The following is a 13337-nucleotide window of genomic DNA, read 5'->3' on the forward strand; positions in this document are numbered from 1 at the left end:
CTGTTCGGGAAACTTGCAAATAAAAATGGAGTAAAATACTCGCATGTCTGGCATCCTAGCGCAGGGTGCCAGATTTCAGTTATGGGGTACACCTTAAAACTGTGCGCTTACAATTTTTCTTGAATATCCATTTTGTTTTTACTGGCTCTCACATGGCTCTCGTTCACCTTTCTTTGTAGATTTTCATTTTTTAAAGTTCCTTTAATATGCTACATTTTGTAAACCGTATCAATATACTTGTACAAAGCAGGCATATCAATTCTTACAGTTCGCCCAACTCGAATAACCGCGTTGGCTTCAGTGGCAACCTTCATAAGAGTGTTTCTGCTCCAATTAGTATCGGAACACGCTTCTTGCACTCTCTGTAGTTTTCCTCTCCTGTTTATTACTGCTGCATTCATTATCAGCCCTCCTTGCATAATTTATTGTGAAATATCCTGCGCGCTGGCTTTTCATCTATTGATATTGTATCTCATGTGTAGTATAATGTCACTACACCAACATTTGCATCAAAGGGAGGATATTCGATGGATAAGTGTATTTTTATTACACGTTTTAGGCAATTATGTAAACTTAATAATAAAACGCAAGCTGAGATTGCTGAAATTTTAGGAATCAGCGTTAATGGATTAAAGCATTATTTGAGAAAAACCAATAATACCTTTCCTCCAGTAGAATATCTTGATTTAATGGCAAAAGAATTCAATGTTGATATAGGCTATCTTATTGGTGAGATAAATGAACCCCGATATAACGAACAACTCATTACCGATCTTACTGGATTGCGAACTCATACTTTAATAGACGATCATTATAATTTGTATTTTGCTGATAAGACCTACGCGTGTGATCTTATTTTAAAAAAATCGTATCAATTTTCTTCAAATTTCTGTGAACTTATTGATACTATGGCTGATTCAACAAGAATCAAAGAGCTATCTGATTTAGTGGATCAATATATACGGAATAGAGATGATAAGATAATTGTTGTAAAAGAACGTGGTGAAAACAATAGTGGACGTTTTGAATATGCCTATAGAAATAACGAAGCCAATAAAAAAGTATTACATAATCGAATTATATCTTTGTTTGATGAAATTATTGAAAACGCAGCTGGCTTTTCATTGGAGTTTGATGACCCGGATACTTCTCACGAACTAGCAATGCAACTGATTCAATTTATTGAAAACTCTTTTGACTCAATTCCATATCAAAGATTAATAAAGATTGTGCAATACAAACTAGACGAAATAAAACATTTTTCAGGAAATGAATATATATTGGGATGGGGAACGCCAGATGATATAATTTCACAGATTCCTAAAATTGCAGAAAAATATAATTACTCACTATCTTATAATTTCATGAAAGGTTTTGTAAAATGGCTAAATACTAAAAATTAATTATTTAAATATCAATTATATCATTTTTATCTTTTTATTTCATTTTGTTCTAACCCATGCTATACTAACTATGTTGTCCAACCGATACCCGGCAACGGGAGGAGGTAATCTACACGGATATTATAATCTCTTTTATCATCTCCTTAACGGCTGGTGTAGCCTGCCACTACATCATCAAATGGCTAGACGGAGACGAATAGGACAACATAGCCTAGTGGTTTCTTGTCCACTATAAATAAACAAGAAGAAGCCCCCAGTATTCGCAGTACTGAGGGCTTCACTCTTTTTGTCTACATGGATTTATAATCTCTTTTGCCTACGGCAATTATAGCATATGCAAATTTGGAAATCAATATACCAACTTACTTGAAATCTAAGAAAATTTCCGCTGTTTGTCGTAAAATTGGCATAAAACTGTATTTTGCTAGTTTTCTATATGTTTCTAAATACTGTAAAATCAATGGTTGTAAGCATTTGTGCAATAAATGTACTATGTTTTTCTCCATAACACAACGTCCAATTTTAGCACGCATTTAAGCAAATAGCAAATTTATTTTAAATTGTTTTAAAATTTTCCTTTTTTTGCTTGCAAAATGGTTTTCCATCTGTTAGAATATGAACTGTTGAAAAAAAGCGTCAAGGAGGTGCTATCATGGCTAAATGCGCAATTTGTGAAAAAGGTGCTCATTTCGGAAATAATGTGAGTCATTCCCATAGAAGATCCAATAAGATGTGGAAATCAAACGTGAAATCCGTTAAAGTTAAAACTGAAGGCGGAGCTAAGAAAATGTACGTATGTACTTCCTGCTTAAGATCCGGAAACGTTGAAAGAGCCTAAGAAACACCTGCCCTCACAGTTTTGTGGGGGCTGTTTTTTTGCTCTTTTTAGGGTTGGTTTCCCGGACGCGGAGGTGCAGAGTATATTCACCGCAGTCCGGAGCAACGTTCCTGAAATGGACTGCTACATGAATATACTCTGCACCCCCGCTGGTTACTAATAATGGTGACAAAAGAGCAAAATGGGTATGGGAGGATTAGTCGATACTCTAATCTTCTCATACCCATTTATTTACAGAATAAATGATAACCACACAGCAGACACAAGGCTGCTGCGATTAGAAGTGCAATGGTCTCGGAGACAAGTAATCCGATCACCATGCCTAGTCCAATGAAGAACAGCATAAAACCAAGAGCTTTTCCCATAATCAATAGAGCCTCGCATCTTTGGTTTAATATATTTTATGCTGAAATATCATCAACGAACACATTATCTTCTAATTATATATTGTTGTTTGCAGCTATTATAAGCTCTATTCAAATAATCAGCTGCTAAATATAACCGTTTTTATTATTCTTCGGAATCTACAGTTTCTTCTGTGGTGTCACTTCCGCCAGGTGCGAAACGGTTTACAAAATCAGGAACCATATCCAGAACTTTGGTAAGGCCATCCTGGTTCTTTACATTTACAAGCTTGGTGGTACCGTTCTGGATGACCAGGACTGCACATGGGGTCATCTTTCCAGCCAGACCACCGCCGCCGTTGTTTTTCTTCTCGCCTGCAAATGCACCGGCACCAACACCAAAGGATACATCCACCAGTGGAAGTATAATGGTATCTCCTACATGAATTGCATCTCCCACTACTGTCTTGGCAGATACAAAGCCATCCATTCCCTTAAACAGGGAGCTTACGGTTTCCTTAAAGTTGTTTTCGTTTTCCATTTTTAGTCCTCCTTATGCTTCCATCGGTTGATAACGTATTTTATATTTTTATTAAAGTAAATCTCTATTGCTGCCTTGATAAACATAACGCCATAGATACGGCCTTTCAGGGAGACATTTCCTGTCAGCTGGTTCTCGCCATCAAAAAGCGGGGTGACCTGGATCCGGTTCTTATGGAATGGGAACGTCATTCCAAGGATGGCCAGGGCTGCGCCTGTGATAGATGGATCTTCACAGCCAAAGGTAACTGCGCCCTCCACTTTTGTTGGCAATACGTGATGGATCAGGCCTTTCGCATCTTTCCATACCAGGGAAAGTGCTGCCTTGGTGCGTTCGTTGGTGAGAAATGCTTTCCACCAGCCAAGCTTATCGGTAATACCCGAAATTGTTTTCTTTATATTTCTGACTTTCTGGATGATTCCCTTTATAATTGAAGTAATCTTATTCCAGATATTTCCCGGGAGCCGGATTATTTTACTTAGTATTTCCCGAATACGTGCAAATAAACCAGGCTTGGACGCAGAGTCCGGATTCTCATCCTGTTCCGGCACTGATTGCTCCGTTGTCTGCGATTCTGCAGATTTATTAGATGTATTTTCCAGTTGTACGATTTCCACCTTTTTCTGCGCTGTCGGTTGTACCGGTATGTTTTCCTGCTGCACCGTCTCTGCCTTTGCATCACTAGCCCACGAATCTTCTGCTGAAGACATCTCAGACTGAGACACTTTCTTCTCTATTTTTATAGGATTCTCTGGTATCTGCCTTGGTATTTCTTCATCCTCAGCAGCCCCCGGCTTTTGCTCTTCACCAACAGAATCTTTCACAGCTGGCTTTGCGGTTTTTGGGGGTGTCTCCTTCGTCCGCACAGATTTCTTCTTTTTCTTCTGTCCACTTCCAGGGCTTCTGCTGTCCGAACGCTTTCTAGAATTACCTTTTAATTTTCCAAGCCAGCCTTTTATGTTTTCTAAGGAAACCCCACAAAGGGTGATCACCAGCTTTCCCTCCCCATTATGAAAGGAAAACCTGGCACCTATGGCATGGAACAGCCAGGTAACCTTTGCCTCCACCTCTGCTTCCTTGAAGCTGTCGGTCTCCTTCGCCGCCCGCGCCTGATAGCGCACCGGACAAAAAAGCAAAAGAAGCACCCCAAGAAGCGCAAGTCCCAGCAGGATTCCCAATACGATCAATATAAATTTTATGAGGATCCACAGTATATGTAACATGCGCTCACCTGTTCTTAAAATATTCTTTTACCTGAAATGCACCAGTCTCACCGTAAATATTCTTCACAATATCTACCGCCATATCAATAGCCTCATCTTTTCCCTTGGCCATGCCAACGATTTCCGGGCATCTGGCATAATAACTCTTCTGGATCAGCATATAAGAAGGCACAATCTCCAGAAGATTCCCCGGATTCTCTGACAGGGTAACAAGATAGACACCAAAAGCCATCTTGCCAGCATCAATCCGTTTTCGTGCTTTCACTGCATCCTTGATACCCTCACCCACATAATAGTCTTCTCGCCATTTCAGCATATTCGGCACAACACTCCTTTGTTATAATAATGATTTCCCTTCCTCGGAAATTTTAATCATTATTGTTACAACAATTCAATTTTTGCGCAGGCACGAACTGAGAGACGCGCCCACCGCCTAAATCGTTATACAAAAAAGGCTGCGTAAATCAGCTACGCAGCCCTTATTCTCTCCCCATGAATCAGAAATATTTCTGCTGCTTGTCCCACAATCCGGCACTTCGCAGTTCCAGATATTCCTGGTACGCCTTCTCAACGATCTGCTTCTCGTTTGCAAAACGAAGCAGATGGTAAATCTCGTGGAACTTATAATATCCGGAATCCACGAAAAATTCCTCTCTTTGAGGCTTGCTATGATAATTATCCGCCGTCATAAGATACCAATGTACCTCTTTGTTGACCATGTCCTCCGGCACTGTGAAATTATACTGGCTCTTGCCCACATACTTCACAATGGAGGCTCTCACATCAGCTTCCTCCTTCACTTCCCGCAATGCGGTCTGCTCATGAGTCTCTCCAGGCTCTACGGTTCCTTTCGGTAAAACCCAGCCTTCGTAACGGTTTTTGTAAGATTTATATAGTGCAAGAATCTTACCTCGATGAATTACCACACCGCCACAGCTCGTTGCTTCTATCATGCTGCAATCCTCCTGTAATGCGTGTGTTTTCTAAACTGTATATAGTATACCTCTTTTTCAGAAAACTGGCAACAGGGAAAGTGCTTAATTAGAATAATATGCATCAAAAATCTGTCCTGCAATAGGAACCGCTGCTTCGCTGCCGGAACCGCCATTCTCCACGATCACCGCAACTACCAGATCCGGATCATCCACATTGGAATAACCGATGAACCAGGAATGGCTGTGTCCTTCCTCGTCAAACTCCGCGGAACCGGTCTTACCAGCTACCGTATAGCTTCTTCCGGAAAGAGCGGAAGCGGTACCGGAATCTACAACCTGTTTCATCAGCTTGCCAAGAAGATTTGCCTCATTGGAGCTCATCAGTCTCTTATAAACTGCCGGTTCTGTTTTCTTCACAGAATCCCCATTGTCATTTACCACCTCATCAATCAGATACGGTTTCATCAGCACACCGTCATTTGCAATGGCACAGGTGATCAGCGCCATATGCATGGGGGAAACCAGGGTATTTCCCTGGCCAATAGAAGTCTGCATGATCAGCGGCGTCACAGAATTCTGATCCAGGGAGAAGCTGCTGGTCCTGTAGTAATTCAGCGGCAGGCTTTTATTAAACAGAAGGTCTTCCGCAGTCTCGCGAAGAGATGCACCGCCAAGATCCACTCCAATGTTCGCAAAAGCACAGTTACAGGAATTGGCAAAGGCAGAATAGAAATCCTCCTGTCCGTGAACGGTATTGTGATAACAATGAATGGTATGATCCTCCAAGGTTATGCTTCCCTCGCACAGATAATTGTACCCCTCAAAAGTTCCCTTCTTCCGGAAATAATCAAGGGCCGTCACTACCTTAAAGGTAGAACCAGGCGGATATGCGCCATTGGTAGCCCTGTTCAGAAGACTGCTGTCATTCTCATCATTTACCAGATACTCCCAGTTATCCGCAATGGTATTGGGATCAAAGTCCGGCTTGCTCACTTCTACCAGTCTCTTGCCAGTAGACGGTTCGATCACTACAACCGCCCCTCTTCTGTCCCCTAAAGCATTAAAGGCAACACTCTGAAGGTTGGCATTTAAGGTAGAGATCACGGTATCGCCTGTGTTTTTCTCATTGAGGAACTGATTCTTCATCTGTGTCAGGAAAAAGGAATGGGATGTCAGAAGGGTAAAGTTCGCTTCTGATTCCAGACCGCTCTTTCCATTGGAATCAAATCCCACAACATGGGAAAACATATTGGAATAAGGATAATTACGTGTCTCTGTCCCGTCTTCACTTACATTGGTCTGGGCCAGAACCTGACCGTCAGAAGAAAGAATCTTGCCCCGCACCACCCGGTCAGAGAAAGAATCTTGTCTGGTATTGTAGGGACTGTTGATAAAGTCATCACTTTTAAAGCCATCAAAATAAATCAGATACCCGATCATGCTGATAAAGATGATTCCAAAGAAAATGGAAACAAAGGTATATTCTTTATTTCTGGCTTTGCGCTTTTTAGTAATCTCTTTCTGCCGCTGCCTCAGCAGCTCTCTGTCTCGCTCTCTTTGCTGCCTCTCGTCGATGTCTCTCAATTTCTTCGTCCTCGTCCTCTCTATAAATATATAAGCCCTGGATAATCGCGATCATCAGGATCATACACATGATGGAGCTTCCGCCGTAGCTCACAAGCGGAAGGGTTACACCTGTCATCGGGATAAACTTTGTGGCTCCGCCAACCGTAAGGAATACCTGAAATGCATATTCCGTACCAAGACCAATGGCGATCAGTTTATAAAACGGATTCTTGATCTGCAATGCGATCTGCACAATGGTAAGGAAAAAGCTCATGCACACAAGGATCAGACAAATGGCAAAAATTCCGCCAAGCTCCTCGCAGATCGCACTGAAAATAAAGTCGTTCTTAACAACCGGAATTTTCTCCGGTGAGCCCTGGCAAAGTCCCATTCCAAACCAGCCGCCAGTACCGATTGCAAATAAAGACTGCACGATCTGATATCCTTCATTCTGGTAAACCGCCATAGGATCCTTCCATGCGCTGACACGCTGTCTGACATGTCCGAACAGATGGTACGCCACCACAGAGCCTGCTGCCCCGCCTGCAAGTCCAATGCAAAGATATGCAGGCTTCCTGGTAGATACATAGATCAGCACCAGATATGCTACAAAGAACACAACCGCACTACCAAGGTCTCTTGACAGTACCAGGATTCCCACATGAAGCCCTGCCACAACCGTAGCCAGTACCACCTTCTTAAAGGTCACCTCTCTGGCAAGCAGAGACGCCATAAAAAATACAAAGGTAAGCTTGATCACCTCTGAAGGCTGGATTCCCATCAGGGAAAGCTTGGCACCGTAGCTGGTCTGGGCAAGAACCAGAACCGCTCCAAGAAGAACCACTCCAACTCCTGCATAGACCCAGGTAAGATCCTTGAGGAATTTCATTCTCCGGATTATAACCGGGATTACAAGAGCCACCGCACTTCCACATGCAACAATCAGAAGCTGCTTGTTTGCAGAAGCAATATCCAGTCTGCAAAGCATGATAAAGCCCACGCTGAGCAGCATGCACATATTATTCAGCAGCAGCATGGAAGCGTTCTTATAGATCCTTCGGTATAAAATCAGGATGATTGCAAAATACGCCATCATTTCTGCGTAAAAGATGACCACCTTAAACTCAAAGGTTTTTAAAAATATTACCAGAAACGCGGTAAAGTCCAGGAAAAAAGTTAAGGTGATCTGGCTTCTCAAAAGCCCCTTTCTCCCTGAAGCGTTCCTGCCTGACACCAGATAATAACATAGCACTGTATACACGATCATCAGCGTCAGGATCACATATTTGGATAATTCAACAACAATATTAATCATACGCCTTTACTCGGCTCCTCTTTTAAAATGACCTTTTGTAAACTCATATTCACCAGATACCCGGCCCTTATGGTATGCAGCTGCAAAGTCTTCCACAATCCTCCTGGTCTCTTTCCCGCTTTCTATGGTAAAGGACAAGCGCACAGATGAAATACCAAGTTCTTTCACCTTGCCGGCTTCCTTAAGAAGCCCATATGGAAGGCTGTTGTAGATGATATTATAACATGGACCTGTTTCCTTTGTATTCCCTGTTTTCCACGGGCGGCAATAACATACTGCCGGAAATTCCTTGTCATAACGATCCCTTAGCACAAGCCAGTCCTCCTGGCGATTGCAGCCAGAGGTATTTTTGCGCACACACTGGGCACTGTGCATAAGGGGCAGGCGCCCATAGACTACCATCTCACTGCCTGTATTTTCCCGGTGGCGAAGCTCCTTCTCATTTAATTCCAACGGAACTGTATTTCGAAGAACTTTCTGGTCTTTCCAGAAATGGATAGCTTCATCATTCCAGGTATACAGGGAATGATCCAGTACACATCTGTCTGCCAGTCCCATCTGTGCCAGCACACTGTAGGATTCCAGATTCCGCACAAGAAATCCGGTCATTCCAGCTTCCAGCCACTTCTTAGCCTGTTCCAGATAGCCCTCTGGGGGATTGCCGCGGGTGATATGGGGAAGGGAGAGATACATTTCCTTTCCATTTGCAAGCCCCTTCTGCAAATAGTCCTCCATCAAGGCATAAGGCAGGTAAATGCCCTGGATCTCCTTTTGCTGGAAAAGGATTTCTGCTGCTTCTTCGCTTTCACAGGATGCGTAAATGGGAATAAAGTCCTCTTTTCCAAGAGGAACGTTGTCGCAGATCACAATATCCCCGATCTTTGGCTGGGGTCCATGTGCGATCCGCTCAATCCGCTCTAATCCCACATTTCTTCTGTATTTTTTCAGAAGATTCTCTGTCAGCTCTTCCAAAGCCTGATGACGGATTTCATTCAGAATCTTCATGGGAACAAAAACAGCATCATTCATCTGAATGTCCAGGCTTTCCCATGTAAATATAGTATTTCCAAGCTTGTCCATCTGCTGAAGGACCCGTTCCCTGGTTACTGGCTGGTTCTTAGCCAGCTGAACTTCACCTGTATATGCCATGGCCTCGGCATCCTTACAGGATACGTGAAGAAGGGCCGGAAGACCAGATGTGAGACTTAATTCCCCTTTTATCTTTACCTTCAGCTGCTTCGGTTCCAGGAAAACCTCACCGGTCTTTTTCTCATTGGTAAATGCCATCATCTGGGGACCGTTTTCCATCTGATAATAGCCTGTACAGGAACCGCCCCGGTTAAACAGATCCAGAAGATATTTTTTATCTTTCTCGGTTACGCGATAATTCTCAGAACCTTTTTCAAAAAGAAGATCCAGATACTTCCGGTACATTCCTGTCACACCTGCTGTGTATGCAGGCTGCTTCATTCTGCCTTCTATTTTCAGGGAGGTCACGCCTGCTTCTATGATTTCAGGCAAAATTTCAATGGTGCAGATATCCTTCAGACTCAGGGGACAAAATTCCCCCTTCTGATATTCCCTGGTCCGGAAGTTCTTCACCTGATAGGGAAGGCGGCAGGGCTGTGCACAACGGCCTCGGTTTCCGCTTCTGCCACCAAGGAGACTGCTCATAAGGCACTGCCCGGAATAGCTGTAGCAAAGAGCCCCGTGTACAAAGGCTTCAATCTCAATGGGACAGGCTTCGTGCATACGGGAAAGCTCCTCAAGGGAAAGCTCTCTTGCCGCGACCACACGGGTTGCTCCCTGGTCCGCCAGAAATTTCATTCCTTCCGGGCCGGTTACGGTCATCTGGGTGCTGGCGTGAAGATGCAGCTTCGGGAATTCCTTTTTAATAAGGGAAAATACACCCATGTCCTGGACGATCACTGCGTCAAGACCGGCATTATAGTAAGGTTCCAGATAGGAAACCAGTTGTTCTTTCAGTTCTCTGTTCTTCAGCAGAGTATTGACAGTAAGGTACAGCTTCCTGCCGTGAATATGGGCCACGTCAATGGCGCGAAGAAGCTCTTCCTCATTAAAGTTCTGGGCATATGCCCTGGCTCCGAACATTGCGCCGCCTACATATACGGCATCCGCACCCGCTCCAAGTGCCGCTTCAAAGCCTTCGTAGGAACCGGCCGGAGCCAGCAATTCTATGTTATTCTGGTTCAAAATTTGTCCTCCATTTTGTATGAAAGTTCTAGAGCATGTTTGAAAAATGCCTGTTTTCTTTTCCAAAAAAGACTGTCTGCTAATAAAGGAAAAGAGGAATCACCTAGGCAATCCCTCCTGCTTTTATTTGAGCATTTCATCCAGTTCTTTTTCCAGTTCCTTCACTTTACCTTCCAGAAGATTCTTCTCGTCCAGGGCTTCCTGCTCGTTCTTCTGTGCTTCTTCGATCTGCATACGAAGAGAGATCAGCTCATGCTTCAGATCATACATCTCCTGGTCCTTCTGCTGCAGATCAAGCTCATAGATCTCTACCTGCTTCCGCGCCTTAAAGTAATCGTCTGTAATATTCAGGCTGAGAAGCATATGCTTGGTCTCCATAGGCTGTCTGCCATATCCTGGCACAGTCTCCAGCTCTCCTATCTTCTTATTCATATATGATGCAACCTGCTGGAAATATTCCTCTGATTCATATCCTCCGAGAGTAATGATCTTACCCCCGATGATCACCTGTGCTGTATTCTTGACCGCCATTCGTTCAAGCCTCCTGTATCTTTATACTGTACAATCCCAGGTTCTCCTTACCTCATTACCGGCGGACACTTCCACAAATAACCGGCAAACCTGGTCTGTTTGTTTTCTCTTTTCGTATTATAACTTATGTAAGCACTCCTATTATAATCGAAAATTGTAGAAAAGTATAGGATTTTTTACAAAAGTTTATCTTTTATATTTCCGGAACGGGAAAACCAAGGTGTTCATAGGCAAGGGCAGAGGCCATTCTGCCTCTTGGCGTACGGTTTAGGAAGCCATTTTTTAAGAGGTAGGGCTCATAAACATCTTCCAGGGTACCGGAATCTTCCCCAATGGCTGCAGCCAGGGTGTCAAGACCTACCGGTCCGCCTTTGAAGTTTACGATCAGGGTGGTCAGGATCTGGCGGTCCAGCTTATCAAGGCCGTACTGGTCAACTTCCAGAAGATTCAGGGCAAAGCATGCCACATCGTAGGTGATCCTTCCGTCGTATTTTACCTGGGCAAAATCACGGACGCGCTTTAACAGGCGGTTGGCAAGACGGGGAGTTCCACGGGAACGCATGGCAATCTCACCGGCGCCCTTTACGTCGATCTCTACTCCGAGCACCTGTGCAGAACGCATGATAATGGTGGTTAGTTCCTTCTTACTGTAAAATTCCAGATGGTGGATCACGCCGAAACGATCACGGAGCGGCGCAGAAAGAAGTCCTGCTCTGGTGGTGGCACCTACCAGGGTAAATTTCGGCAGATCCAGCCGGATGGACCTGGCAGAAGCGCCCTTCCCGATCATAATATCAATGGCGAAATCCTCCATAGCCGGATAAAGCACCTCTTCTACCTGTCTGTTCAGACGGTGGATCTCATCTACAAAGAGAATGTCCCCTTCCTGAAGATTGTTCAAAATTGCTGCCATTTCCCCAGGTTTCTCGATTGCAGGACCGGAGGTTACTTTCATGTGAACACCCATTTCATTGGCGATAATGCCGGAAAGGGTGGTTTTTCCAAGTCCTGGAGGGCCATAGAAAAGGACATGGTCCAGGGAATCGTGGCGCTGTTTGGCAGCTTCGATATATACTTTTAAGGTATTCTTGGTTTTTTCCTGGCCAATATACTCGTCCAGGGTCTGGGGGCGAAGATTTCCCTCCAGGGAAAAATCCTCTTCCATAACGTCAGTGGTTATGATACGATTGTCCATTTTTTACCTCGTGAAATTTATAAATTAAGAAACTCCATATTAGAGTGTGGTCCAAAAGGCATTCTGCAAGATATACGTCTCAATTTGCGGGAGATTGCAAAAATAATCTTTTGGAGCATATTGTAATATCTTTAGAAATTCTTCAGCGCAGCTTTCAAAATGCCCTCTACATCTGTCGGATCCACATCTGTCACCTTCCGTACCGCGCGGAGAGCGTCTGTGCTGCTGTAGCCAAGTGCAACCAGAGCTTCTACTGCTTCCTGCTTGGCATCTGTCATACCTGCTCCTGCGGCAACTGCAGTAGCCTGAGCCTGTTCGTTTGCCAGCTTCTGCTCGAAGGCTTCCTCCAGGCTTAACTTATCTTTTAGTTCCAGGATCAGCTTCTGGGCTGTTTTCTTGCCAATTCCAGGAGCCTTTGATAAGGTCTTCACATCATCAGAAAGAACGGCGAAGCGCAGCTCGTCTGCTGTAATTCCTGCCAGAACTCCAAGAGCGGCTTTAGGTCCAACTCCATTTACCCCTAAAAGCAGCTTGAATACTTGAAGGTCGTCTTTGCCGAAAAATCCATAAAGGACCATGGCATCTTCTCTTACCTGAAAATAGGTGTGGAGCTTCACTTCCTGGCCGATATGCAACTGTGCCAGGGCGTTTCCAGTCATATTTATTTCAAATCCAATACAATTGGATTCTATGATCGCAGAATTTTCGGTAAGGTCTGCTACTGTTCCTCGGATGAATGAGATCATGGGGAAAGCCTCCTGTTTTATCTATCGTAAAAATTTATATTCAAAATTCTTTGTCATCATACCATATCCGGCCTGAAAAAGCAAACATTCATTCGGGTATTTTTTCAAAAGGGACGCATTGGTTACTGTTCACTGGCAATGCTCCGCGAGATTTTTTTGTGAACGAGGTTCACAGAAAACCCGAGAATTGCGGCGCGAAATCATGCGAATGCATGATTTCTGTGCATCGCGAAGCGTGTTGCTGGTCACGTAGTGAACAGTAACACGGATTGGGGCCAGTCATATTCCATGCGGACCGCCGCAACACTCCGCGGCTTAAATGGTCTGCTTAGGAATATGACTGGCCCCAACGCTGGTAGTCGATAAAACCTAATAATTAACCTGAATTATTCACGGAACAGTATCTAAACTGATAACTGTACCATGAATCCGAAAATTGACCCATGTAGCCTAAACATCGCTCAATCAGTTTCCAAAAAGGGTATA

Annotated in this window: 14 protein-coding genes; 2 read left to right on the forward strand and 12 right to left on the reverse strand. The window is 43.9% G+C overall.

The window, feature by feature from the left end; genetic code table 11:
- Positions 1-209: 209 nt before the first annotated feature.
- Positions 210-401: a DUF6462 family protein gene (locus ACTQ50_RS18085; protein WP_368357345.1), complete on the reverse strand. Its 192-nt coding sequence runs from the start codon at positions 399-401 to the stop codon at positions 210-212.
- A gap of 126 nt (positions 402-527) precedes the next feature.
- Here ACTQ50_RS18085 and ACTQ50_RS18090 point away from each other — a divergent pair, with 126 nt between their 5' ends.
- Both ACTQ50_RS18090 and rpmB read left to right on the forward strand, forming a co-directional pair.
- Positions 528-1403 carry a helix-turn-helix domain-containing protein gene (locus ACTQ50_RS18090; RefSeq protein ID WP_441485340.1) on the forward strand — a complete coding sequence of 292 codons (876 nt, stop codon included), beginning with the start codon at positions 528-530 and terminating at the stop codon, positions 1401-1403.
- Between the two features lie 652 nt (positions 1404-2055).
- Positions 2056-2241: a 50S ribosomal protein L28 gene (gene rpmB, locus ACTQ50_RS18095; RefSeq protein ID WP_118578056.1), complete on the forward strand. Its 186-nt coding sequence runs from the start codon at positions 2056-2058 to the stop codon at positions 2239-2241.
- 227 nt (positions 2242-2468) lie between these two features.
- Here the strand turns inward: rpmB and ACTQ50_RS18100 are convergent, their stop codons facing one another.
- From ACTQ50_RS18100 to ruvA, 11 genes are all read right to left on the reverse strand, one after another.
- A complete protein-coding gene (locus tag ACTQ50_RS18100; protein ID WP_441485341.1) occupies positions 2469-2606 on the reverse strand; it encodes a hypothetical protein in 138 nt (45 codons plus the stop codon).
- 145 nt (positions 2607-2751) lie between these two features.
- Entirely contained in the window at positions 2752-3126 is a 375-nt protein-coding gene (locus ACTQ50_RS18105; RefSeq protein WP_441485342.1) for a GerW family sporulation protein, read from the reverse strand.
- A 2-nt stretch (positions 3127-3128) separates the two neighbouring features.
- Positions 3129-4349 (reverse strand): DUF2953 domain-containing protein, encoded by a 1221-nt coding sequence (locus tag ACTQ50_RS18110; RefSeq protein WP_441485343.1) that lies wholly within the window; start codon positions 4347-4349, stop codon positions 3129-3131.
- A 4-nt stretch (positions 4350-4353) separates the two neighbouring features.
- Positions 4354-4665: a hypothetical protein gene (locus tag ACTQ50_RS18115; RefSeq protein ID WP_441485344.1), complete on the reverse strand. Its 312-nt coding sequence runs from the start codon at positions 4663-4665 to the stop codon at positions 4354-4356.
- 181 nt (positions 4666-4846) lie between these two features.
- Positions 4847-5302, reverse strand: coding sequence for an NUDIX hydrolase (locus ACTQ50_RS18120; protein WP_226818350.1), 456 nt, complete (start codon positions 5300-5302; stop codon positions 4847-4849).
- A gap of 84 nt (positions 5303-5386) precedes the next feature.
- Positions 5387-6868: a peptidoglycan D,D-transpeptidase FtsI family protein gene (locus tag ACTQ50_RS18125; RefSeq protein WP_441485345.1), complete on the reverse strand. Its 1482-nt coding sequence runs from the start codon at positions 6866-6868 to the stop codon at positions 5387-5389.
- Positions 6792-8165 (reverse strand): FtsW/RodA/SpoVE family cell cycle protein, encoded by a 1374-nt coding sequence (locus ACTQ50_RS18130; RefSeq protein WP_441485346.1) that lies wholly within the window; start codon positions 8163-8165, stop codon positions 6792-6794. The genes ACTQ50_RS18125 and ACTQ50_RS18130 overlap by 77 nt, the downstream gene beginning before the upstream one ends.
- A gap of 6 nt (positions 8166-8171) precedes the next feature.
- Entirely contained in the window at positions 8172-10379 is a 2208-nt protein-coding gene (locus tag ACTQ50_RS18135) for a DUF3656 domain-containing U32 family peptidase (protein ID WP_441485347.1), read from the reverse strand.
- Positions 10380-10502: 123 nt separating this feature from the next.
- A complete protein-coding gene (gene zapA / locus ACTQ50_RS18140; protein WP_441485348.1) occupies positions 10503-10910 on the reverse strand; it encodes a cell division protein ZapA in 408 nt (135 codons plus the stop codon).
- A gap of 193 nt (positions 10911-11103) precedes the next feature.
- Positions 11104-12105, reverse strand: a complete 1002-nt coding sequence (gene ruvB, locus ACTQ50_RS18145; protein ID WP_173715981.1) for a Holliday junction branch migration DNA helicase RuvB — start codon at positions 12103-12105, stop codon at positions 11104-11106.
- A gap of 131 nt (positions 12106-12236) precedes the next feature.
- Positions 12237-12851 (reverse strand): Holliday junction branch migration protein RuvA, encoded by a 615-nt coding sequence (gene ruvA, locus ACTQ50_RS18150; protein ID WP_441485349.1) that lies wholly within the window; start codon positions 12849-12851, stop codon positions 12237-12239.
- Positions 12852-13337 lie beyond the last annotated feature (486 nt).

The sequence above is a fragment of the Blautia sp. Sow4_E7 genome, assembly GCF_052116245.1.
Taxonomy (GTDB): domain Bacteria; phylum Bacillota; class Clostridia; order Lachnospirales; family Lachnospiraceae; genus Blautia_A.